This is a genomic window from Micromonospora sp. HM5-17, from assembly GCF_003762835.1.
Lineage (GTDB): Bacteria > Actinomycetota > Actinomycetes > Mycobacteriales > Micromonosporaceae > Plantactinospora.
Genome location: NZ_RJWA01000003.1, coordinates 226,732 through 250,117 on the forward strand (window position 1 = coordinate 226,732; position 23,386 = coordinate 250,117).

General features: G+C 72.2%; 19 protein-coding genes. 7 read left to right on the top strand and 12 right to left on the bottom strand.

Annotated elements, in window-relative coordinates:
• Nucleotides 1-843 precede the first annotated feature (843 nt).
• Complete coding sequence (locus EF879_RS10465) at nucleotides 844-2,622, bottom strand: dolichyl-phosphate-mannose--protein mannosyltransferase (protein WP_370375489.1); 1,779 nt, start codon at nucleotides 2,620-2,622, stop codon at nucleotides 844-846.
• Between the two features lie 37 nt (nucleotides 2,623-2,659).
• On the opposite strand from EF879_RS10465, the gene rsmI reads away from it, so the two are divergent.
• A complete protein-coding gene (gene rsmI / locus EF879_RS10470) occupies nucleotides 2,660-3,508 on the top strand; it encodes a 16S rRNA (cytidine(1402)-2'-O)-methyltransferase (RefSeq protein WP_123558335.1) in 849 nt (282 codons plus the stop codon).
• 54 nt (nucleotides 3,509-3,562) lie between these two features.
• Here rsmI and EF879_RS10475 read toward each other — a convergent pair whose 3' ends face one another.
• Nucleotides 3,563-4,693, bottom strand: a complete 1,131-nt coding sequence (locus tag EF879_RS10475; RefSeq protein WP_148086404.1) for a hypothetical protein — start codon at nucleotides 4,691-4,693, stop codon at nucleotides 3,563-3,565.
• 159 nt (nucleotides 4,694-4,852) lie between these two features.
• On the opposite strand from EF879_RS10475, the gene metG reads away from it, so the two are divergent.
• A complete protein-coding gene (metG, locus tag EF879_RS10480) occupies nucleotides 4,853-6,661 on the top strand; it encodes a methionine--tRNA ligase (RefSeq protein WP_123557335.1) in 1,809 nt (602 codons plus the stop codon).
• Nucleotides 6,662-6,889: 228 nt separating this feature from the next.
• Here metG and EF879_RS10490 read toward each other — a convergent pair whose 3' ends face one another.
• Both EF879_RS10490 and EF879_RS10495 read right to left on the bottom strand, forming a co-directional pair.
• Nucleotides 6,890-7,711: an ABC transporter permease gene (locus tag EF879_RS10490; RefSeq protein ID WP_123558337.1), complete on the bottom strand. Its 822-nt coding sequence runs from the start codon at nucleotides 7,709-7,711 to the stop codon at nucleotides 6,890-6,892.
• 96 nt (nucleotides 7,712-7,807) lie between these two features.
• Nucleotides 7,808-8,824, bottom strand: a complete 1,017-nt coding sequence (locus EF879_RS10495) for an ABC transporter substrate-binding protein (protein ID WP_123557339.1) — start codon at nucleotides 8,822-8,824, stop codon at nucleotides 7,808-7,810.
• Nucleotides 8,825-9,176: 352 nt separating this feature from the next.
• Here EF879_RS10495 and EF879_RS10500 point away from each other — a divergent pair, with 352 nt between their 5' ends.
• Entirely contained in the window at nucleotides 9,177-9,425 is a 249-nt protein-coding gene (locus tag EF879_RS10500; RefSeq protein ID WP_123557340.1) for a hypothetical protein, read from the top strand.
• Between the two features lie 2 nt (nucleotides 9,426-9,427).
• Nucleotides 9,428-10,378 carry an LLM class F420-dependent oxidoreductase gene (locus tag EF879_RS10505; RefSeq protein ID WP_123557343.1) on the top strand — a complete coding sequence of 317 codons (951 nt, stop codon included), beginning with the start codon at nucleotides 9,428-9,430 and terminating at the stop codon, nucleotides 10,376-10,378.
• Nucleotides 10,379-10,439: 61 nt separating this feature from the next.
• Here the strand turns inward: EF879_RS10505 and EF879_RS10510 are convergent, their stop codons facing one another.
• On the bottom strand, nucleotides 10,440-11,678 hold the full coding sequence (locus EF879_RS10510) for a hypothetical protein (RefSeq protein ID WP_123557344.1): 1,239 nt from the start codon (nucleotides 11,676-11,678) through the stop codon (nucleotides 10,440-10,442).
• A gap of 149 nt (nucleotides 11,679-11,827) precedes the next feature.
• Here EF879_RS10510 and EF879_RS10515 point away from each other — a divergent pair, with 149 nt between their 5' ends.
• A complete protein-coding gene (locus tag EF879_RS10515; RefSeq protein ID WP_123557346.1) occupies nucleotides 11,828-12,730 on the top strand; it encodes a TatD family hydrolase in 903 nt (300 codons plus the stop codon).
• A gap of 111 nt (nucleotides 12,731-12,841) precedes the next feature.
• Here the strand turns inward: EF879_RS10515 and EF879_RS10520 are convergent, their stop codons facing one another.
• The 7 genes from EF879_RS10520 to EF879_RS10550 all read right to left on the bottom strand — a co-directional run bounded on the left by EF879_RS10520 (nucleotide 12,842) and on the right by EF879_RS10550 (nucleotide 20,722).
• Nucleotides 12,842-13,966, bottom strand: a complete 1,125-nt coding sequence (locus EF879_RS10520; protein WP_123557348.1) for an Lrp/AsnC family transcriptional regulator — start codon at nucleotides 13,964-13,966, stop codon at nucleotides 12,842-12,844.
• Nucleotides 13,963-14,817 carry an alpha/beta fold hydrolase gene (locus EF879_RS10525; protein ID WP_233604372.1) on the bottom strand — a complete coding sequence of 285 codons (855 nt, stop codon included), beginning with the start codon at nucleotides 14,815-14,817 and terminating at the stop codon, nucleotides 13,963-13,965. Before EF879_RS10525 ends, EF879_RS10520 begins: the two co-directional genes overlap by 4 nt.
• Entirely contained in the window at nucleotides 14,814-15,980 is a 1,167-nt protein-coding gene (locus tag EF879_RS10530; RefSeq protein WP_123558339.1) for a Xaa-Pro peptidase family protein, read from the bottom strand. The genes EF879_RS10525 and EF879_RS10530 overlap by 4 nt, the downstream gene beginning before the upstream one ends.
• A 2-nt stretch (nucleotides 15,981-15,982) precedes the next feature.
• On the bottom strand, nucleotides 15,983-16,864 hold the full coding sequence (locus EF879_RS10535) for an ABC transporter permease (protein ID WP_123557352.1): 882 nt from the start codon (nucleotides 16,862-16,864) through the stop codon (nucleotides 15,983-15,985).
• Nucleotides 16,861-17,826: an ABC transporter permease gene (locus EF879_RS10540; RefSeq protein WP_123557353.1), complete on the bottom strand. Its 966-nt coding sequence runs from the start codon at nucleotides 17,824-17,826 to the stop codon at nucleotides 16,861-16,863. The genes EF879_RS10535 and EF879_RS10540 overlap by 4 nt, the downstream gene beginning before the upstream one ends.
• 77 nt (nucleotides 17,827-17,903) lie before the next feature.
• A complete protein-coding gene (locus EF879_RS10545) occupies nucleotides 17,904-19,514 on the bottom strand; it encodes an ABC transporter substrate-binding protein (RefSeq protein WP_123557355.1) in 1,611 nt (536 codons plus the stop codon).
• Nucleotides 19,514-20,722, bottom strand: a complete 1,209-nt coding sequence (locus tag EF879_RS10550; RefSeq protein WP_123557357.1) for a dipeptidase — start codon at nucleotides 20,720-20,722, stop codon at nucleotides 19,514-19,516. Before EF879_RS10550 ends, EF879_RS10545 begins: the two co-directional genes overlap by 1 nt.
• Before the next feature lie 215 nt (nucleotides 20,723-20,937).
• Between EF879_RS10550 and EF879_RS10555 the strand changes: the two genes are divergently transcribed.
• A complete protein-coding gene (locus EF879_RS10555) occupies nucleotides 20,938-21,969 on the top strand; it encodes an ABC transporter ATP-binding protein (RefSeq protein WP_233604373.1) in 1,032 nt (343 codons plus the stop codon).
• A gap of 133 nt (nucleotides 21,970-22,102) precedes the next feature.
• Nucleotides 22,103-23,254: an ABC transporter ATP-binding protein gene (locus tag EF879_RS10560; protein ID WP_123558341.1), complete on the top strand. Its 1,152-nt coding sequence runs from the start codon at nucleotides 22,103-22,105 to the stop codon at nucleotides 23,252-23,254.
• Nucleotides 23,255-23,386: the final 132 nt, after the last annotated feature.

Below are 23,386 nucleotides of genomic sequence, written 5' to 3' on the forward strand. Positions count from 1 at the left end.
GGCCGGGCCGACACCGCGGTAGAACCGCGACGGGCGGGTGGGCACCCGCGGCGGCATCAGCGGCGGTACCAGCGCAGTCCCGCGTGGTCCCAGAGCCGCCGAGGCATGGCGGTTGCCGGGTGTGCCGGGGTACGGCGGTTTCCGGGAGCGGCGTCTGCGGGTACGGCCCGCGGCCGGGTCGGGGCACGGGGCGGGCCCGCCCCGGGTGGCGCCGCCGTGGAGGAGACGACGACACGGCCGGGACGGGCCGGTCGGGAGGCCGGTGCCGGGTCAGCCGGTGCCGGGGCCGCTGGTGAACCGTCCCGGGTCTGCGGTGATCCGCCCGGCGGAGCTACCCGCTGCGCGAGGATCGGACATGGCTCTCCTCCGGGTTCCGAGGGGGAGGTCCCGCGGGTCCGTGGTGTGCGGCCCGCGGGAGGAGCGGGGGAGGACACCGGCACCGACGGCGGCGGCTCACCGCCCGTTCTATGGCGTCAAACGGGCAGCCGGATCAGCGGTGACGGCAACGGGTTGGTCGCCATGCCGACCCTCCGGCCGGTCGGTCGGTACCTGACCGGGCCGTGTTTGACGACGACGGGTGGTGCTGCGGTGGGCGGAGGACCGGTCGACCGCCGCGCCCCATATATCCGTTACGGTCGGCGGCGCGCGGGTCGGAAATCTGACTGAACGCCACCCGTTGTGCGGGTGATCCGGGGTGGTTAAGCTCCTTGGTGCGCGCCCCAATCGCCCGCTTCCCCCGTGGCAGGCGATCGGGGCGCGCGTCTGTGTCCGAGGCTTTCGGTCCAGGTCACGCCGGCCGCCGAGGCGCCCTGACCGCGCCTCGACGCCATCCGCGCCGTCCGATCAGATCCAGCGGTTGCCGAGCCACATCCGGGCCGACCACTCCGCGTACGGGATCACCTGTCCGACGAAGACCGGGTAGAAGTACGCGAAGCAGATCGCCACGAGCAGGACGTACGTCCCGACCACGATCGACCCGATCATCCGACGATCGCTGACCCGGGTCTTCGGTGCCCCGGCGGAGCCCGGGTCCGAGCCGGCCGACCCCGAATCCCCGCTGCGCGCCGCGCCCGACGACGTGTCGGCCTGGGCCGGGCCGGCGATCACCCCCAGCACGTACGTCACGGCGAGGACCAGGAACGGCACGGCCGGGGCGAGGTAGAACGAGAACATGGTCCGGCCCTGCAGGGCGAACCAGAACCAGGGGAGCCAACCGGCGGCCACCACCAGCAGGATCGCCCCCGCCCGCCAGTCCCGGCGTGCGATGCCGAGCCAGCAGAGCGCGCCGAGCGCGGGCAGGAACGACCACCAGAGCAGCGGGGTCCCGAGCAGAATGATCTCGGAGGAGCAGCTCGCGGCCCCGCAGACCCCGTCGCCGGTGTAGTGGAAGACGACCGGGCGGCCCAGCAGCAGCCACTGCCAGGGCCAGGACTGGTAGGGGTGGCTGTCGTCGAGCTGGGTGTGGAACCGCAACGCCTCCTGGTGGTAGTGGACCAGGTTCCACAGGTCACCGATGATCGGCGGGCTGGAACGACCGTTGTCGGCGAGCCAGTGTCGGAAGTAGCCGTCGTCGCTGACGAACCAGCCGGTCCAGGTGGCGAGGTAGGTGACGAGCATGATCAGCCCGGCCAGCAGCAGCCAGCCGGTCTCGTCGACGAACGTGTCCCGCCAGGGCCGGCGTACCCCGGCGGAGCGGCGGGCGCCAGCCTCCCAGAGGATCACCAGCAGCGCGAACGCCGGCACGAAGTAGAGCGCGCTCCACTTCACCCCGAAGGCGCAGCCGAGCAGGACGCCGGCCAACAGGCGCCACCACGGGACGGAGTCGGCGAATCGGAACGGGGGCTGGCCGGCCCGTCCGGGGCGGCTCGGGTCGATTCCCGACTCGATCGCCCGTAGCCAGCGCCGCCGCCGGGCGTCCCGGTCCAGCACGAGGGCGCCGAAGGCGGCGAGGACGAAGAAGCTCAGGAAGATGTCGAGCAGCGCGGTGCGGGACAGCACCAGGTGGTACCCGTCCAGGGCCAGCAGCAGGCCGGCGGTGCAGCCGAGCACGGTCGACCGGAACATCCGCCGGGCGATCCGCACCAGCAGCAGCACGGAGAGGGTGCCGACGATCGCGGCCGCGATGCGCCAGCCCAGCTCGTTGTAGCCCCAGATCCGCTCGCCGAGCGCGATCATCCACTTGCCCAGCGGCGGGTGGACGACGTACGCGGCCCGGTTGTGCTCCTCCTCCCACTCGACGCCGTGCTGCAGCAGCTCGTACGCCTCGGTGGCGTAGTAGACCTCGTCGAAGATCTTGCCCTTGGGGTTGCTCAGCCCCACCATCCGCAGGATTCCCGCGATGAGGACGATGACGCCGGTGGCCAGCCAGGACCACGGGTCGAGCCGGGTCTCCAGCGGTGCGAGCCGGCGTCGGATGATCGCCGGCACCCCCGCGAGCGGGCGGTCGGTCCGGTCGCCCTCGGCGGGTTGCCCGCCGGAACCGTGTACGGTCACCTCGACCGCCGGGTTCGTCGGCGATCCGGCCTGTCCCAGGACCTCGGTCTGCGCTGTCGACGCCAGAGTCACCCCGTGATCGTAGGCTGCCAGGCAGTGAATTGGGGCACGACGCTCGCGAACTGCGATGACATGTATCGATGGAGGGGTCGGTTTCGTGAGGGAAATGCCCGGTGAGGGCCGGCTGGTCCTGCTCGGCGCGCCGCTGGGCGATCCGGCGGACGCCTCGGCGCGGCTGCGCGACACCCTCGCCCGGGCCGACGTGGTCGCCGCCGAGGACACCCGGCGGCTCGCCCGACTGGCCCGCGACCTCGGGGTCGCCGTCGGCGGCCGGATCGTGTCGTACTTCGAGGGCAACGAGGAGCGGCGCACCCCGGAGCTGGTCGAGGCCGCCCTCGGCGGCGCGCTGGTCGCGCTGATCACCGACGCCGGGATGCCGAGCGTCTCCGATCCCGGCTACCGGCTGGTCCGGGCCGCGCTCGACGCGGGCGTGCCGGTCACCGCCGCTCCCGGGCCGAGCGCCGTCACCACCGCGCTCGCGCTCTCCGGACTCCCCACCGACCGCTTCTGCTTCGAGGGCTTCCTCCCCCGCTCCGGCGGCGGACGCCGAAGCCGGCTGCGGGCGCTGGCCGCCGAGGAGCGGACCCTGGTCTTCTTCGAGGCGCCGCACCGGGTGGCGGCCACCCTCACCGACCTGGCTGCGGCCTTCGGCCCGGGCCGGCCGGCCGCGCTCTGCCGCGAGCTGACCAAGACGTACGAGGAGGTGCTGCGCCGCCCGCTCGGCGAGCTGGCCGCCTGGGCCGCCGCCGGTGAGCCGCGCGGCGAGATCACGCTGGTGGTGGCGGGGGCTCCGGCAGCCGCCGCGCCTCCGACCGACGCGGAGCTGCGGGCCGCGGTCGCCGAGCTGGAGGCCGCCGGTACGTCCCGGCGCGACGCCGTCGCCGCCGTCGCCGCCGAACACGGCCTGCGCCGCCGCCACGTCTACAACGCCGTCCACCCGCCCGCCGGCGCCTGACCCGGCCGGCCCGGTTGGTGGCGTGCCCGTGCGGCGTGCCGGCCCGGCGGGCGGTCAGTACGCGGCGGCGAGGAAACCGGCGGTGAGCAGGAGCGGCCCGGCGTAGCTGACCAGGGCGGCCCGGCGTCGGCCGTTCCGTTCCGGGAACCGCAGCGCGCCGCTGCACCAGCCCGTCCCGACGGTGCAGAGCAGGACCACGCCGAGTCCGAGCGACCAGTGCAGGTGTAGCGTCCCGGTGCCGGCGCCGACGTACGCCCGGGTGCGTTCGGCGTCGATGATCCGGGCGGGCAGCTCGAAGCCGACCTTCTCGGCGCCGCCGGTCACGCCCACCAGCCGGACGTCCCGGGCGAGAAGGACGCCGTCGGTGGAGACGAACTCGCCACGGCAGTGCAGCCCGAGGCCCCGACCCCGGCAGCTCTCGACGACCACCGTGCCCCGCTCGCCGTGCCCGACCGCGAGCCACCAGGGTTCGGCGCTGACCCAGGCGAAGAAGCTGGCCACCAGGCAGAAGAGGATCACGCCGGCGAGTCCGAGGGCCGGGTGCGGTGGCGGCTTCGGTGGCCTCGGTGGCCGGGGCGGGGCGGCCTCGCCCGGTCGGCGCTTCGGCCGGCCGTACCAGGTCCGGGGTGTCGGCTCCACCGGGGTGCCGTCCCAGTGGACCTCCTCGATCGGCAGCCAGAAGTCGTCGTCCTGGGCGGTGTCCGCCGTATCGGGGGCCTCCGGGCCGGTCCGGGCGGCCGGCGCGTTCCAGGGCGGCCGATTGCGGGGGGTGGCCCGGGGCGCCCGTTGCGGCAGCATGGCGAGCGGGGCGCCGGTGGTCGGCTCGATCGCCGACGGGTTCGGCAGCGTGCCGGGGGCGCTGAGCCACGGCGAGCCGAGGGCCGGTGCGGCGCCCCGGAACGGGGCGGCCGGGGCGGGCTCGTACCGGCGCACCTCCTCTGCCGGGGTCCGGGGCGTCGGCGCCGGCCCCGCCTCAACCACCGCCGACTCCGTCCCGGGTGGCAGGACCTCGCCGGCCGGTGGTGGTGCCTCGTCCGGTGGTGACGTCTCGCCGGGCCGGGGCAGGGCCTCGCCGGCCGGTGGTCCGGGCTCGTCGGGAGGTCGCGAAGCGTCGGCCGGCACCCCGGCCCCGGTCTCGGGTGGGGGTGTTTCCTCTGGTTGCTGCCCACCTGAGCTGCCCGTCACCACTCTATTGGACACCGGAACTACGCTCCGGAAGTGAAAGCGCACTCCGCGTGTCTGTGTCGGTTCAGTCGGAAATCCGCCACTTCCGGCGGGGCGGCCCGGGCGGCGCCGAGACGTTGGTTCGCGGACGCCCGACGTCGGTCACTAGGCTTGCTCCACATGAGTTACGTTCTCGCGGCGGTCGCCTGGCCGTACGCCAACGGCCCGCGCCACATCGGTCACGTCTCCGGCTTCGGCGTTCCCTCCGACGTGTTCAGCCGGTACATGCGAATGGCGGGGCACAACGTACTCATGATCTCCGGCACCGACGAGCACGGCACGCCGATCCAGGTGCAGGCGGACAAGGAGGGTGTCACCCCCCGCGAGCTCGCCGACCGCTACAACCGGGTGATCGTCGAGGACCTGCACGGGCTGGGTCTGTCGTACGACCTCTTCACCCGGACCACCACCCGCAACCACTACGCCGTGGTGCAGCAGATCTTCGAGACGCTGCACCGCAACGGCTACGTCGTGCCCAAGGTCACCATGGGGGCGATCTCCCCGTCGACCGGCCGAACCCTGCCGGATCGCTACATCGAGGGCACCTGCCCGATCTGCGGCTACCCCCAGGCGCGCGGCGACCAGTGCGACAACTGCGGCAACCAGCTCGACCCGGTCGACCTGGTCGACCCGCGTTCCAAGATCAATGGCGAGACCCCGCAGTTCGTCGAGACCGAGCACTTCTTCCTCGACCTGCCGGCCTTCGCCCAGGCGCTCGGGAAGTGGCTGGACAGCCGGGAGGGCTGGCGGCCGAACGTGCTGCGCTTCTCCAAGAACCTGCTCGACGACCTCCAGCCCCGGGCGATCACCCGGGACCTCGAGTGGGGCGTGCCGATCCCGCTGGAGGGCTGGCGCGACCGCTCCGACAAGCGCATCTACGTCTGGTTCGACGCCGTGATCGGCTACCTCTCCGCCTCGATCGAGTGGGCCCGCCGCTCGGGCGACCCCGAGGCGTGGCGCCGCTGGTGGTCGGCGGACGAGCAGGGCGCCGGCGCGGACGCTCGCGGCTACTACTTCATGGGTAAGGACAACATCGTCTTCCACTCGGTGATCTGGCCGGCGCTGCTGCTCGGCTACGACGGCGAGGGCGACCGGGGTGGCGAGCCCGGCGAACTGGGCCGGCTCAACCTCCCGACCGAGGTGGTCTCCAGCGAGTTCCTGACCATGGAGGGGCGCAAGTTCTCCTCCTCGCGGCAGGTCGTGATCTACGTCCGCGACTTCCTGGAGCGGTACGACGCCGACGCGCTGCGCTACTTCATCGCCGTCGCCGGTCCGGAGAGCAACGACACCGACTTCACCTGGTCGGAGTTCCTCCGCCGCAACAACGACGAGCTGGTCGCCGGGTGGGGCAACCTGGTCAACCGGTCGATCTCGATGGCGGCCAAGAACTTCGGCGCCATCCCGCCGGTCGATCCGGCCGGCCTGACCGAGGCGGACGAGGCGCTGCTCGCCACCGCCCGGGCCGCGTTCGGCACCGTGGGCGAGCTGATCGAGCGGCACCGGCAGAAGCAGGCGATCGGCGAGGCGATGCGGGTGGTGGCCGAGGCCAACAAGTACCTCTCCGAGCAGGCGCCCTGGAAGCTCAAGAGCGAGGCGGACAAGCCCCGGATGGGGACGATCCTGCACGTGGCGCTTCAGGTGGTCAGCGACGCCAACACGCTGCTCACCCCGTTCCTGCCGCACTCGGCGCAGAAGATCCACGAGCTGCTCGGCGGCACCGGCGTCCACGTCCCGATGCCGTCGATCGTGGAGGTCGAGGACCTCGACGGCGGACCGTCGTACCCGGTGTTGACCGGCGACTACACCACCGGCGCCCGCTGGGAGTCGGTGCCGGTCGAGGTCGGCCGGGCGCTGGCCCCGCCGAAGCCGGTGTTCCGCAAGCTCGACCCGTCGATCGTGGACGAGGAGCTGGCCCGGCTCGGTGGCTGACCACCCGTCTCCGTCCCAGCCGTTTCCCGGCCCGCTCAGCCCGGCCCGCTCGACGCGGCCGTACGAGCAGCCGCCGGTCCGGGCGGGCCGGGCGCGGCCGGTGGCCGGACGGAACCGGCGGCCGGCCCGCTCGCGACGATGCGGATCCCGCCGGTGTGCCGGCGGGTCGGCGCCGTCGTACGGGTTCGGCGGACGCGGTGCCGCCGCCGGTGCGGGTCCGGCCGCCGGTCAGCGGGCCGAGGTGGTCTCCCGGACCCAGGGCAGCATCAGCCGCTCCACCAGCACGAGGGCGTAGTAGAGGATGATGCTGAGGATCCCGACCAGCAGGATCGCGGCCCAGGCGGTCGCACCGTCCGCGACGCCGCTGTACTGGAGAATCGCGTATCCGAGCCCACCCTCGTCGCCGGCGTAGAACTCGCCGATGACGGCACCGATCGCCGCCAGCGGCATGGCGACCTTCAACCCGACGAACATCTGCGGCAACGCGATCGGGAAGCGCACCTTCACGAAGGTCTGCCAGCGGGACGCGTCCAGCGACCTGGTCAGCTCGACCAGGTCGTTCGGGGTGCTGGTCAGCCCCGTGGTCGTGGCGAGCACGACCGGGAAGAACGAGAGCAGGACGACCATGGTCAGAATCGGCTTCTGCCCGTAGTCCAGGGCGATCACCAGCAGCGGCGCGAACGTGATCTTCGGTACCGCGTTCAGGGCCACGAGCAGTGGCGAGAACATCCGGTCGGTCGTCCTCGAGGTGGCCAGGGCGATGCCGAGCAGGACGCCGCCCGCGGTGGCGAGCAGGAAGCCGAGCACCGTCTCCCGGGTGGTGATCCAGGTGCCGGTGAGCAGCTCCTCCGGGCGGTGGAGGAACGCGGCCAGCACCTCGCCCGGTGGGGGCAGGACCGCCGGGTGCACGAGCGAGGTCGCCGAGGTGGCGAGCCACCAGGCGGCGACGAGGGCCACCAGCCCAATGACCGGCCAGACCGCGGCGCTCACCGCCGGAGCAGACCCCCATCGGGTACGCGGCGCGCGGGCCCGCGATTCGATCTCAACCATGTGAACCTCTCCTCCGGTCTCCGGCACGGGCCGGAACGGCACGAGGGGTACACCCGCCGGTCGTGCCGGCGGATGTACCCCTGGCCGGGAAAACGGTCAGGCCTTCGGCGTGAAGGAGGGGTCGACGACCTGCTCCGGGGTCAGTCCGGCCGGGACCGAACCGGCGGCCTGCAGCAGAGCGATGCTGCGGGCCACCCGCGCCATGTCGATGGCGCCGACACCGATGTCCGAGCTGACGTACGCGGCCATCAGCTCCAGCTCGGCGGCGGCCGGCTCGGCGGCCGCGGCCGGAACGTTCTTGTGCAGGATCTCGCCGGCCTCCTTCGGGTTGGCGATGGAGTATTCCAACCCCTTGATGAGCGCCGCGACGAACCGCTTGACCATCTCCGGCTTCTCGGTCGCCAGCTTGCGGGAGGTGACCAGCACGTTGCCGTACAGGTCCTTCATGATGTCGCTGTAGGGCAGGACCACGGCCTTCCGGCCCTTGGCGGCGGCCTCCACGGTGGGCCGGCCGACCACGAACTGCCCGATGGCGTCCACGCCACCGCCGGCGAGCGTGCCGATCAGGGTCTGCGGGGTGCCGTTGACCCACTTAACCTTGCTGGCGTCGATGCCGGCGAGCTTGGCGTACGTCGGGAAGAGGTTGCGCACCACCGAGCTGGGGCTGTCGGCGAGCGTCTTGCCCTCCAGGTCGGCGGGCCGGGTGATGCCGTTGCCCTCCAGCGACATGATCGCGGTCATCGTCCGCTGCTGGATTCCGGCGACCGCCACGATGTCCTGGCCCTGACCCTGGCCCTTGGCGAGCAGGATGCCGGTGAGGTCGAGCGGGCTGAACATCGCCTGCCCGGTCGAGATCATCTTGAGGTTTTCCGAGGTCGCGTTGCCGGGCTTGATGTCGACGTCGAACCCGGCCTCCTTGAAGTAGCCCTTCTCCTTCGCGACCCACGCGTAGGCGTCCCGGCCGAAGTTCCCGAAGCTGGTCAGGTATGTGATCTTCTCCAGTGAGGCGGTCTTGCCGTCGCCGCCGTCGTCCGACGAATCGGAGCAGCCGGCGGCACCGAGGAGCAGGGTCGTGGCCAGAGCCGCGACCCCGAACGTACGGGCGAACTTCATCGCTGACTTTCCTTTCAAGCCGGTGGCGCGAAGCCAGCCGGAGGAGAGGTGTGCGCACAGAGCGCGGAAAGCCCCGATCCGATGTGGCCCGGTCGGAGCGGTGAGAGGCCCCACATAGGACGGAGGATGACGTCATCGTTGCCTTCGGTCGGGCCAACCTACGAGTTCATCCGATCGAAACCGCCATATGAGTTCCTCGTCGTCTACCAGCAGCACGCTGGGGCAGCCTGGTGGGGGCCACCCTGGAGTAGATCATTCGGTCCAGGCAAACACAATGGACGAGCCTCCGATTCTGTACGGTGATCCACCCGACGCGGCGGCCGTTCGCGACACCCGCTAACCTGTCGAGGCTGTGGAGAACGACGCCACCGTCCTCCTCGTCACCCACCTGATCGACGAGGCGGTGCTGTCGGCCGACCGGGCGGTCGTCCCGAGTCCACGGCCTGGTCGGATCCGCGCCGTGGCCGGCATCGACGTTTCCCGGCCGCGTCGCCTCGGCCGCGACGCCCACCTCGCCGAGGTGGCCCGGTGCAGCGCGGAGTTGCACGAACGACTGATGGAGCGGGAGGAACCGGCGATGGTCGGGGTGAGCGGGTCATGACCATGCGGGTAGCGATCTTCACCGAGCCGCACCGCGGCGCCAGCTACGAGGACCAGCTCCGGATGGCCAAACTGGCCGAGGAGTGCGGGTTCGACGCCTGGCTGCGAGCCGACCACTACCAGTCGATGAGTGCCGACCTGGGACTGCCCGGCCCCACGGACGCCTGGCTCACCCTCGCCGGGCTGGCCCGGGAGACCTCCCGAATCCGGCTCGGCACCCTGGTGACCTCGGCCACGTTCCGGCTGCCCGGCCCGCTCGCCATCCAGGTCGCGCAGGTCGACCAGATGAGCGGCGGCCGGATCGACCTGGGCATCGGCGCCGGCTGGTACGAGCGGGAACACGTCTCGTACGGCATCCCGTTCCCACCGGTCCGGGAGCGGTTCGACCGGCTGGCCGAGCAGCTCGCCATCGTGACCGGACTCTGGTCCACCCCGGTCGGGGAGCGGTTCAGCCACCAGGGCGCGTACTACCAGTTGAGCGACGCCCCCGCCCTGCCGAAGCCGGTGCAGGTGCCGGGGCCGCCGATCATCGTCGGCGGCCGAGGTCCGAAGCGGACGCCGGAGCTGGCCGCCCGGTACGGTGACGAGTTCAACCTGCCTTTCCGGACGGTCAAGGAGACCGCCGAGGCGTACGAGCGGGTCGCCGAGGCGTGCGAGCGGGTCGGTCGGGCCGAGGCCGGCCGGAAGCCACTGGTCCTCTCCGCCGGCATCGTGGTGGCGATCGGCCGCAACGACGCCGAGGTGCGCCGCCGGCTCGCGCCGCTGCACGAGGAGAGCGCCCTGCCGCCGGAGGACCCGGTGGCCGGTTCCCCGGACCAGCTGGTGCAGCGGATCGGGGAGTTCGCCGAGATCGGGGCGACCCGGGTGCACCTGCGGCTCACCGAGATGACCGACCTCGACCACCTGGAACTCATCGCCGCCGAGGTGCTGCCGCAGGTCGTCGGGCCGGCGTAGCCCTTCCGCCGGGCGGACGTGGCCGAGCGGGCCGGGACGCGGGCGGCGAGCCCTCCCCCGGTCAGCGCGGGTACGCCACGTCCCGCAGGCCGTCGTCGGTCGTCTCGGCGGCTGGTGCCCACGCCTCGTAGACACCGCGTTCGTAGCACTGTGCCCCGAGCGCGGCGACGCTGTCCGGGTCCGGTCGGCAGAGCCGGACCCGCAACCAGCCGGACTCCTCGCGGAGCACGAGGCAGCGGGCGCCGCGCCAGGTGACGTACCGGGCCAGCCGGACCAGGGTCTCCACCGGGTAGCGGGCCGCCCGGGTCCGCGCCAGCACCCGGAACTCGTCGGGTGGGTCGGCCACCGCCTCGTGCTCCTGCCCCCGGTAGGTGCCGATCAGCACCGTGGAACGGGGCGCCTCCGCGGTCGAGACGTACTCCTGGTCGGGCGAGATCCCCGGAATGCCGGCCAGCAGGTGCCGCCACCGTGGGCCGACCATCCGCAGCCAGCCGCGCTGCTCCGGCTGGTACGTGTAGAGCACCACCTCGTCCCCGTCGGAGGTGTGCGCGAGCAGGGCCGCGTTCGCCGGCAGCGGCAGGTCGGCGAAGTCCCGGGTGACGAACTCGGGGATCAGGTGCCGTCCGCTCGGGGTGAACCCGGTGCCGAGCACCGGCGGGCCGACCCGGTCGTGTGACGGGATCCGGAGCAGACCCCGGTGCTCCGGGCCGGCCGGGAGCACGTAGTCGATCGGGTCGGTCGCGCGCCAGCGCAGCAGGTAGGCGACCTCCGGGACGGCCCGGCCCGCCTCGCCGTCGGTGCGCAGCAGCGTCTGGTCGGCGGGGGTCCGCAGGTGGGCGACGTCGTACTCGCGGTAGCAGAAGCCGTACGGCAGCCAGCCGCGCAGCAGGTAGCCGGTGAGCTGGTACGCGGAGAGGGCCTTGACCATGGGGGTGCCGCGCCGGATGACGGCCGACCTGCGGACCGCCGCCAGCAGCGGGTGGTCGGCCGCGGCCGGGGTCTGGCTCAGCTCGTGGACGTCCCGCCAGGTCAGTTCCCGGTTGAGCGGCACCATCAGCGGACTCTCCGGGTCGGCGGTGCCGGGCGGCCGACCGACCTCGCTGGTGTGGACGTAGCGGTGCCACGGATAGCGCGCGGTGGGTCGGGTGTCCCGGAGGAACCCGTCGACGGGCTCCTGGCTGAACAGCTCGTACGCCGCCCCACGGGCGAGTTCCTCAGCCGGGTGCATCGCGCCGCCGTACCGTACGCGCAACCCGGCCGGCGCCTCCGGCACCTCGCTGGCCTGCGGAGACACGCTCATCGCCCGGACACTAGGGCGGTGGCGTACCGGACGGGTGAACGACAGGTTACCGACGGACGTCGATGGTGGGCGCCGCCGCCGAACTGCCGGTTCGGCCGGCCGGCGGTGTCGCTTCGGCCCACCGGGACCGGCCGGTCCGGTGATGTGTGATGCTGGCAGCGATGACCGAGCAGACCGAGTCCCGCCGGCAGCGGGCCGCCCGGCGGGCGGGAGAGTTTCCGCCGATACCGGAGCCGGTGCCGCAGCCGGTGATCGACAGCCACACACACCTGGACCTCACCCTGGCCGAGGACGGCGCCCCGCCGTGGGCCGACCGCCCCGGCGATCCGGTCGCCGCGGCCGTGGCGGTGGCCGCCGAGGTCGGGGTGGACCGGCTGGTGCAGGTCGGGGTCGACGTCGCGTCGTCGCGCTGGGGCGCCGACCTGGCGCGGCGGCAACCGGCGGTGGTGGCGACGGTGGCCCTGCACCCGAACGAGGCGCCTCGGGTCGCCGACCTGGACGAGGCGCTGCGCGAGATCGAGGCGCTCGCCGCCGAGGACCGGGTACGCGGGATCGGCGAGACCGGGCTGGACACGTTCCGGACCGGGGAGGAGGGCCGGGCCGCCCAGGAGACGAGCTTCCGGGCCCACATCGCGATCGCGAAGCGGTACGGCAAGCCGCTGGTGATCCACGACCGGGACGCCCACGCCGACGTCCTGCGGATCCTCGACGAGGAGGGCGCCCCGGAGACGGTGGTGCTGCACTGCTTCTCCGGCGACGCCGAGTTCGCCGCCGAGTGCGTGCGACGCGGCTACGTGCTGAGCTTCGCCGGCACGGTCAGCTTCCGCAACGCCGGGGCGCTCCGGGAGGCGGCCCGGGTGACCCCGCTGGACCAGATCCTGGTGGAGACCGACGCGCCCTACCTGACCCCGACGCCGTACCGGGGCCGGCCGAACGCGTCGTACCTGATCCCGCTGACGGTCCGGTCGCTGGCCGAGACGACCGGCGCCGACCTGGCGACACTCTGCGCGGCGATCTCGGCGACCGGGGAGCGGATCTTCGGGCCCTGGTGACCCGGTTCCGGCCCGCCCGCACCGGCCGCTCCGCATCGGTCACCGACCGGGCCGCCGCGGTTCGCCGTCGCCGGCCCGGGTCGCCCGCCGGCGCTCCGCTGAGCCCGGGTGTCAGGAGGAGACGCGCCGACTGCGGGCGGTACGACCGTTGCCCTTCACCGGTCCGGGTGACTCGGCCCGGGTGGTGGGCACCGCCGTCGCCACCGGCGCTGCCGAGGTCGCCCCCGACCCGGCCGCGTCGCCGACCTCGGCGGCGAGTCGCCGCGCCGCCCACGGGGTGACCACGAAACCGCGTTTGACGGTCAGCAGCTCCACCCCGGCCGTCCAGGCCTGGATCCCGTCGATCTCGCCGAGCGTCTTGGTGGTGAACTCGAAGACGTCGGCGTGGGTCGGCAGGATCACCTCGCACATCAGCGACTCCTGGCCGAGCGTCGCGGCGACGTACCGCACCCCGCGCAGCGCCGCGAGCTCGCGGGCCACCGCGTCGAGCCGGGACGGCGCCACCGAGAGCCAGAAGAGGATCTCGGCCTCGAAGCCGAGCGCCGCCGCCGGGACCAGCGTGATCACCTGGACGCAGCCGGCGGTGTACAGCGACTCGAAGCGGCGCCGGACGGTGCTCTCGCTGACCCCCAGGCCGACCGCGACCGACTGGAAGCTGGCCCGGCCATCCTCGCGCAGCGCCGCGATGATCTGCTCGTCGAGCTCGTCGAGGTGGGCGGGCGGGCAGTCGTGCACCGGAGGCGGGGCAACGAGCTGGCTCCCGGTGCCGAGCAGGTGCCGGCTCCACTCGTGGGTCGACTTGTAGGTGTGCAGCTCCAGGTCGGCGACGCTGCCCTCCACGCCGGGAATCCGCTGCAGCCCGTTGAGCAGCACGCTGTGCAGGCTGACCCCCTTCGGCACCAGCACCTCGGCGACGAGGTCGTATACCCCGGTGACCAGCGCGACGAAGCGGACCTCCGGCATCGCCGCCAACGCCTGGGCGGCGGGAAGCTGGCTCCCCGCCGCGCAGCGGATCCGGACGATCAGCAGGTCGGCCGGCCCTCCGCCGGGGTGCGGCGCGGCGGTCACCTTGACCAGCCCATCGGCGAAGAGCTGCTGGGCCCGCCGGGCCACCGTGGTCACCGAGGTGCCGGCGAGCTGGGCGATGTCGGTCCAGCTCGCCCGCCCGTTCACCTGGAGCGCGGCGACGATGCGCCGGTCGATGGGGTCGAGGTCGTACATCTCGACGGGCATCATGCCCGCAGCGCCGGTACGCCGGCCAGGAACTCGCGGACGACCCGCTGGAAGAGTTCCGCCTCCTCCACCTGGGGCGAGTGTCCGGAGTGTTCGAAGACCACCAGTCGGGCGTTCGGGATCAGCTTCACGATCGTCTCGCTGCACTCCACCGGGGTGATCCAGTCGTGTCGGCCCACGGTGACCAGGGTCGGGCAGGAGATGCGGGGCAGCAACGGCTTGATGTCGTAGTTCGGCTGGTTCACGGCGAAGGCGAAGTTGTGCGTGGCGTACCGGTAGGGGGTGTTCTCCACCCGCTGCCGGACCTTCGCCCAGTCCAGCTCGTGGTCGTAGAGCGGCAGGATCTCCGCCCAGCAGTCCCGCAGGTCGGTGTTGTCGCGTACCCGACCCGACATGATCCGGTCCAGCTTCTCCCGATCGATCTCCACCCGGGCGGAGGCGAGCGCGTTGCGGATCGCCAGCTCCTGGTTGGCGTTGTCGGCCGCGGTGTCCCGGAGCACCAGTGCGGCGACCCGGTCGGGGTACCGGATCGCGTACTCCATCGCGATGAAGCCGCCGTACGAGCCACCGGCCATCACGATCCGCTCCGCGCCGGCCCACTCCCGCAGACCGTCCACGTCGGCCGCCCACTGTTCGTGGGTGAACGGCTCGATCCCCTCGCTGGCGCCGGAGCCCCGGGCGTCGAAGACCACCACCCGGAACTCGTCGGCGAGCGGGCCGAACGTGGCCCGGGGTTCGGCCATCGAGCCCAGCCCCGGCGCCCCGTGGTGGGCGATGAGCGTGGGCTTGCCCGGCGCGTCGCCGAGGACCTCCACGTTCAGCCGGTTGCCGTTGATCTCCACGAACATGCTCATGCTCCGATCACGATGTCGGTCAGGTCCCGGGGGAAGCTGGTGAGGCGGCGCGGTCCGTCGTCGGTCACGAGGACGGTGTCCGAGATCCGGTATCCGGCGTGCCCGGGTACGTAGACGCCGGGCTCGCTGGAGAGCACCATCCCCGGCGCCAGTTCCGTGTCGTCGCCGTCGGCGACCCACGGAGGCTCGTGGAAGCCGAGCCCGATCCCGTGGCCCTGCCGGTGTCGCAGGTACTCCTCGAGGCCGGCCCGGCGGATCACGTCAAGACAGGCCCGGTTGGCGTCCGCGCAGCGGGTTCCGGGACGCAGCGCCTCGGTCCCCACCTGTTGCGCCTCCCGTACCACCTCGTAGTAGCGCCGCTGCTCCCGCGTGGGCGCGCCGAGCAGGAAGGTTCGCTCGCTCTCCACGAACCGACCGCCGACCGCGCAGCCGAGGGAGAGCATGAACGGCTCGCCGGGGCGCAGTCGGTCGCCGCCGGGAAGTCGGTGCGGCTGCGCCGAGTTCGGGCCGCCGTAGACCAGGCCGCCGGTGAGCATCGGCACCACCACGACCTCGTCGTGTTCGGCGTACATCAGCGCGGCGCCGTACCGGGTGACGTGCCCGGCCAGCTCGGTCTCCGTGGGCAGCTCCGTCCCCTCGGCCACCGCCGAGGCGACCAGGCGTGCCCCCTCGGCCAGCATCGCGTCGGCGATCCGGGCCGCCTCGGTGTGCAGGGCGATCTCCTCCGGCGTCTTGCGCAGCCGCAGGGTGCCGACGATGTCGCTGGTCACCCACGTGGTGCCGGGGAACGCCGCGCCGAGCGCGGCAACCCGACCGACCGAGGTCGACGGGGCGTGGCCGGCCCGGGCGGGCAGTGCCGGCAGCGCGTCGGCGAGGACCCGCCACGGACTCCGCTCGCCGGGGAACTCCGGGTAGACCACCAGCTCGGCGGCGGCCCGTTGGTCGGCGGCGTACTCCCGCTCCAGGTCGGGGACGAGCAGCAGCACCGGGCCGTCGAGCGGCACGTACGCCACCACCGGTCGCTCGTTCGGAAAATGGAAGAACCCGGTCAGGTACGCCACGTCGAGCGGGTCGTCGAGCAGCAGCGCGTCGAGCCCGGCGGCGTCGAGGGCGGCACGGACCCGCTCGTGCAGGGCGGGAAAGAAGGAGGGCTGCAGTCGCACGGTCACCTCGTCCGGGGGTTGCGGGCGTCGTTGTACGCCACGGCCAGCAGGGTCGTGGCCACCACCAGCAGCAGGATGGCCAGCGAGGGGAAGAGGGTCGTCCACCAGGCGGTGGCGAGCGACCCGGAGCGCTGCGCCTGGTGGAGGATCGTCCCCCACGACCAGCTGTTCGGGTCGCCGAGGCCGAGGAACGACAGCCCCGCCTCGGAGAGCACCGCCCGGGAGGTGGTCAGCACCACCGAGACGGCGACGACCGGCGCCACTCCCGGCAGCACGTGCTTGCGGATCACCCACAGGTGCGAGCCGCCGACGACGTGCGCCGCCGCGACGTACGGCATCGGCACCACGGCGAGTCCCTGGGACCGGACCACCCGGGCCACCTCGGGCCAGCTGAAGAGCGCGATCACCACGACCAGGGTCGGAACGCTCGGCCCGGCCAGCGCGGCGACCAGGATCATCAGCGGCAGCACCGGCAGCGAGAGCGAGACGTCGACGATGATGCCGAGGACCAGGTCGGCCGGGCGGAAGTACGCGGCGAGGACCCCGACCAGGACACCGATCACGATCGCCAGCAGGCTCGCCGCCAACCCGACCACGATGCTGACCCGGGTACCCCAGACCACCTGGGCGAAGACGTCCCGGCCCAGGTCGTCGGTGCCGAACCAGTGCGCCCCGCTCGGGCTGGCGAGGACGTCCTCGCCGTATCCGGAGGGGTAGTCGGCGATCAGCGGCGCGGCGAGCGCGACCAGCCCGAGCAGCAGCAGTACGGCGGCGCTGGCCAGGCCGAGGGGGTTACGCCGGAACGCCTGCCAGGTCTGCCGGCCGACCGACTCGGACGGCGGCAGGGCGGCCGGCGTGGTGCCCTTCTCCAGAATCTCGGTCATGACGTCCGCACCCTCGGGTCGAGCAGTCCGTAGGCGAGGTCGGTGAGAAGGTTGGCGACGATGACCGCGAACGCGAGCATCAGGAACGCCCCCTGCAACACCGGGAAGTCGAGCTGGCCGACCGCCTCGAAGATGGCCCGGCCGACGCCGGGGTACGCGTAGATCGACTCGGTCAGCACCGCGCCGCCGACCAGGAAGCCGAGCTGCAACCCGACCAGCGTGGTGGTCGGCAGCAGCGCGTTGCGCAGCGCGTGCCGCCACACCACCCTGCGGTTCGGCAGGCCCTTGGCCCGGGCCAGCGTGCAGTAGTCCTCGCCGAGAGCGTCGATCAGCGTGCTGCGCAGCGTCAGCACGTACGAGCCGAGCTGCACCAGCGCCAGGGAGAGGCAGGGGAGCACCAGGTGCGCGGCGATGCTGCCGTACGCCGCCAGCCCGTAGACGTCGTCGTCCATCGCGCCGCCGATCGGCAGGATCCCGAGCTGTACGCCGAAGACGTAGAGCAGGAACACCCCGACGCTGGGGACGAAGAGCGACTGGCCGGTGATGCCGCCGATCTGGATCAGTCGATCGACCGCCCCCCTGGCCCGGGTGGCGGCGAGTACCCCGAGTGGGATGCCGAGCACGACGGTGACGACCAGCGCGCTCCCGGCCAGCAGCAGGGTCCAGGGGAGACGCTCGAGCAGGATGTCGAGAACCGGCTGGTTCTGCCGGAACGACACGCCCAGGTTCCCCTGGGCGAGCTGGGTCAGGTATTCCCAGTACTGCACCGCCAGGGGGCGGTCCAGTCCGTAGTCGCGAAGCAGGTCGGCGCGGAGCTCCTCGGTCATCGTGGGGTCGGCGACCGCCAGCGCCGGATCCCCGGGCAGGAGTCGGAGCAGGAAGAACGTCACCGTCACGGCGAACCACATGGTCACCAGACCACGGAGCAGCCGGCGGACGACGAACCGTGCGCCAGCGGACATGAGTAACTCCCTCCGGGAGTGAAAGGAAGGGCCCCTTCCTATCGTTTTTTGTTGTAGAAGGGGCCCTTCCTAACGGGTCAGTCGGCCGTGGCCTGGGCCAGCGAGACGGGGTTGATGATGGAGAGCAGCTCACTCGGCTGAACCACGAAGTTGGACCACTTCGCCGAGTGGGCGATGGTGAAGGTCTCGACGTAGAGCACGTTGTCGTACACCTTCTCCGAGATGATCTTCGCGGCCTGCTGGATGGGCGCCTTCTGGCTGGCCTGGTCGAGCTGGGCCCGCGCCTCGTCGATCAGCCGGTCCAGCTCCGGGTCGCAGACCTGGGCGTAGTTGATGAAGCCGCCGCACTTGAAGGCCAGCGCCAGGTTGGCCGGCGGGTTCTCCATGATCGCCCACGAGCCCGCGTAGATGTCGTAGTCCCGCGCGGTGTACTTCTCCACGTACGTGTTCCGCTCGAGACCTTCCAGCTTGATCTCGATCCCGGCCTCCTTGCTGGAGTCCCGGACGAGCTGTGCCCACTTGGAGATGTTCGGGTCGGCCTGGTCGTAGATCATCCGCAGGCTCAGTCCGTCGAAGAGGCCGTCGCCGTTCGCGTCGGAGAAGCCGGCGTCGGTGAGCAGCTGCTTCGCCTTCGCCGGGTCGTGGACGTACTCCTTCGCCGTCGGGTCCTGCCACTGCTTCAGCGTCGGGGTGAGCACGGACGAGTTCGACGAGACCGCCTTGCCCTGCAGCGCCACCCGGCGGATCGCCTCGTAGTCGACCGCGGCGGCCAGCGCCTGGCGCACCTCCAGCCGGTCCAGCGGCTTGCGCTTGGTGTTGTACTGCATGTGCGCCCAGCCCAGCGACGGGACGCTGACCAGCTTGATCCTGCTGTCGCTCTCCAGCGTCTTCGCCAGCGGCGGCGGCAGGGCGTTCGCGATCAGGTCGATGTCGCCGTTGCGCAGCGCCAGGGCCTCGGTGTTGACGTCCGGGAAGACCCGGAAGACGACCTCCTTGGTCTTGGGACCGCCCGGCACCAGCGGGAAGTTCTCCACCCGCTCCAGCACGTACCGCTGGCCCCGTTCCACCGTGGTGAGCCGGTACGGCCCGGCCGAGACCCAGTTGGAGTCGTTGGCGAACTTCTGCACGCTGCCGACCGTGCCGAAGACGTGCTTCGGCACCACCGGCATCCAGAAGCCGACGTTCTCCAGGAAGGTGCCGTCCGGCTGGGAGAGCTGGAACTCGATCTCCGTCGGGGAGATGACGGTGGACTTCTCGTACGACGAGATGAGGCCGGCGACGACGCCGATCTTCTCCTTGGCGACGGCGTCGATGGTGAACGCCACGTCCTCGGCGGTCACCTTCTGCCCGTCGCTCCAGGTGAAGTCGTCGCGCAGGGTCACCCTCGCCGTGCGCCCGCCGTTGGTGTACTCCCACTTCGTGGCCAGGTACGGCGTTCGGACGCCGTCCATCCCCATCCCCATCAGGCGGGGATACATCAGGTTCGTCACCCAGGTGTCGGTGCGACTGTTGCCGACCAGCGGGTTGTAGTTGAGCACGTCGGCGGTGGTGCCGATGGTGATCCGGTCGGCGGAACCGCCGCCGTCCCCGGAGCCGCTGTCGGGGTTGCTGGGGGCGCAGGCGGTCGCCGCCAGTCCTATCGAGAGCGTGCCCACCGCCACGGCGAGGGCACGCCGAAACGTACGCATCAGTGCCAGACCTCCTCAAGGACGCGCAGGATGTTGCCCCCCAGGACCTTGGTGATCTCGTCGTCCGAGTAGTCGTGGCTGACCAGCCAGGAGACGATGTTCCAGAAGCACTCGGCCGGGTTCTCCAGCCCGTCGACGTACGGCACGCGGGGGTGCTCGACGTGCCCGTGCGCCTCGGCGATGGACAGGTGCGCGGCGAATGTGTCGTGCAGCCCGACGTGGTCGCCGAAGAGCGTGTCCGGCCCGAACGCGACGTGGTCGATGCCGACGAGGTCGACGCAGTAGGTGAAGTGGTCCATCACCGAGTCCAGGCTGTGTCGGGGATGGGCCGGGGAGAGGGTGGTGTGTGGCGCGGCCTCCAGACCGATCACCCCGCCCCGCTCGGCGCAGGCCCGGATCACCTCGTCGGGCTTCATCCGGTTCGTCGGCCAGACGCTCCGGGCCCCGGCGTGGGTGATGAAGATCGGCTTGGTGGAGTGGCGGATGACGTCGAGCGAGGTCCGGTCGCCAGAGTGCGAGACGTCGATGGCGATGCCGAGCTTGTTCATCCGGCGTACCGCCTTCTCGCCGAAGTACGTCAGGCCGCCGTCGTTGCGCTCCTTGAGGCCGCTGCCCAGCGTGTTCGCCTCGCTGTACGCGATACCCATCTGCCGGACCCCGAAGCCGTAGAGCATGTCGATCCGGTCCAGCTCGTTCTCGATCATGGTGGCGGCCTCGGTGGCCAGCACCAGCCCCATCCGCCCGGTCTCGTGGGCGTGGTGGATGTCGGCCAGCCGCTCGACCCGGATCAGGAAGTCCTGGTGGGCCAGGTCGGACAGACGCATGCCGAGGTCGGCGATGACGTCGGTCCATTTCCAGCCCATCTGGCTGGTCACGCAGCAGGTGCCGTCCATCATGTTGTCGAAGACGGCGGTCATGCCGGAGCGGGCCAGCCCGGCGTAGCCGGTGCGGTGGCGCGCGGTGCGGTTGTAGTCGACCGTCTCCCGGATGTTCTCCGGGAAGACCGACGGGTGGTCGTGCAGCGAGATCACGATGTTGTCGGTGAGCAGCCGACGGACCCGGTCCCGCTGCGAGTCCGACAGCGAGATCCCCTGGTACGCCGGCACCCGACCAAGCTCCGGGGCGAGTGTGAACTCCCGGTAGTCGACGCCTGGCTCAAGGTAGCTGTAGGACGTGTATCCGGTGTAGGCGGTGGCCGGGTCGAGCACGCCGTTCCCTCCTTCGGATCGTTCCCCGGGACCCCGGGCGCGCGGCGGTTTCCGGCGTCTGGGCGGATCCCGGCGTGGATTGTCGGCGATGTGGGTGCAGAGATTGCCAGGATCGGGCGCATCGTGTCAACATGGTGTCCACTTCCGGCGCGAATCTTGGATCCGATGCCAGAAATCGTTACGTCGGGAAACATCACGGAAATTCAGGAGGTGTAGTGACTAGGACGGCACCGACCGGACGCGGCGCACCGGGCGACGCCCCCGCCGCACTCCGGGTCCGGGACCTCGACGTCACCTTCTCCGGCCGCCGTGGCGAGGTCCCGGCGGTACGCGGGGTCGACCTCGACGTCGACGCCGGCGAGGTGCTGGCGCTGCTCGGCGAGTCCGGCTCCGGCAAGTCGGTCACCGCCCGCGCCGTGATGGGCCTGCTCGACGGCCCCGGCGTACACGTCCGCGCCGCCGAGGTGCGGGTCGCCGGTACCGACCTGACCCGGCTGCGCCCGGACGAGGTCCGTACGCTGCGCGGCGAGACGATGGCGCTGGTCTTCCAGGACGCGCTCTCCGCACTGAACCCCGTGCTCTCGATCGGCGACCAGCTCGGCGAGGTCTTCCGGATCCACCGCGGTCTCTCCCGCCGGGCGGCCCGGGCCGAGGCGGTGGAGCTGCTCCGGTTGGTCGGCATCCCCGCCCCGGAACGCCGCATCCGGGACTACCCGCACCAGTTCTCCGGCGGCATGCGCCAACGGATCCTGATCGCGATGGCCGTGGCGCTCGGTCCCCGGCTGCTCATCGCGGACGAGCCGACCACGGCCCTCGACGTCACCGTGCAGGCGCAGATCCTCGCCCTCGTCGACCGGCTGCGCACCGAACTCGGGATGGGTGTCCTGCTCATCACTCACGACCTCGGGGTCGCCGCCGAACTTGCCGACCGGGTCGCGGTGATGTACGCCGGCCGGATCGTCGAGACCGGCACGGTGACCGAGGTCCTGGACGCCCCGGCGCACCCGTACACCGCGGCGCTGCTGCGCTCCGTACCCGATCTGGACCAACCGGGCGACCGGCTGCGCCCGATCCCGGGCAGCCCGCCGAACCTGCTCGCGCTGCCCAGCGGCTGCGCCTTCCACCCGCGGTGCGACCGGGCCGGCGCCGAGTGTCCGATGGTCCGTCCCGAGCGCCGGACGCTCACCGCCCCCGGCCGGACCGCCGCCTGCCACTACGCCGAGGAGGCCGTCGATGCCGCCGTCTGACCACCCGGCCGCGCCCGGCCGGACCGCCGCCGGTCCAGCCTCCGCCGGTCGGCGTCCCGTCGGGCCGGCCGGGCCTCATCCGGCCGCCGCCGCGCAGGACGCCGGCAGCGGACCGCCGGCCGCCGACACCGGGATGCCCACGGTGCTGTCGGCCTCCGCTGGCCCGCGCACTCCGGGCCCGCTGACCTCCGGTCCGTCCGAGGCCGCCGGGCCCGGTCCGACCGGCCCGGCGCACCCCGGCCCGGCGCACTCCGGCCCGGCCTCCGGTCCGGCGGGTCCGGGCGAGCCGCTGCTGGTCGCCGTCGGGGTCCGGAAGTCGTACCGGGCCGGACGCAGCCTCGGCGGTCGCGCCCGGGTACGCGCGGTGGACGGGGTCGACCTGAGCGTCTTCGCCGGGGAAACCCTCGGCGTGGTCGGCGAGTCCGGTTGCGGCAAGTCCACGCTGGCCCGGATGCTGGTCGGGCTGGAACGACCCGACGCCGGGCACGTCCGCTACGCCGGTCTCGACGTCGCCACCGCCCGGGGTGCCCGGCGCCGCGAGCTGCGCCGTGCCGTGCAGATGGTCTTCCAGGATCCGCTCACCTCGCTCAACCCCCGGATGCCGATCATCGACGTGGTCGCCGAACCGCTCGACGTGCACCGGCTCGTCCGGGGTGCGGCGGCCCGGCGGGACCGGGTCGCCGAATTGCTGGAGATGGTCGGGCTGGCGCCGGACATGATGCGCCGGTTCCCACACGAGTTCTCCGGCGGGCAGCGGCAGCGGATCGGCATCGCCCGGGCACTGGCCACCGAACCCCGGGTGATCGTCTGCGACGAGCCGGTCTCCGCGCTGGACGTGTCGGTCCAGGCGCAGGTGGTCAACCTCCTCGCCGAGTTGCAACAACGGCTCGGGATCGCGTTGGTCTTCATCGCGCACGACCTCGGCGTGGTCCGCCACGTCTCGCACCGGGTCGCGGTGATGTACCTGGGCCGCGTCGTGGAGCTGGGCCCGGGCGCGGCGGTCTACCGGGAGCCGGCCCACCCGTACACCCGGGCGCTGCTCTCCTCCGTACCGGTCCGGCACCCGAGCGAGCGGGGACGGCCCCGGATCGTGCTCGCCGGAGACCCGCCCAGCCCGGTCGACCCGCCCGCCGGCTGCCGCTTCCACACCCGCTGTCCGATCGTGCAGGACGTCTGTCGGCGCGAGGAACCCGTGCTCCGTACGCCCGGCGGCGAGGCGGCGGAGACCCACGTCGCCGCCTGCCACTTCGCCGGTGCGCCCGTACTCCCCACCCCGGCGGGCTGACCGTCGCACCGGGAGTCGTCCCCGCCGAGAGCCGGGGCCGGGGTGCGTTGACGACCGACACCACGGTCCCGGGGCGACCCGGTGGGCCGACGGCCGGGTCGATGGTCGGCTGCCGTCCCGGCGCCCCGTACC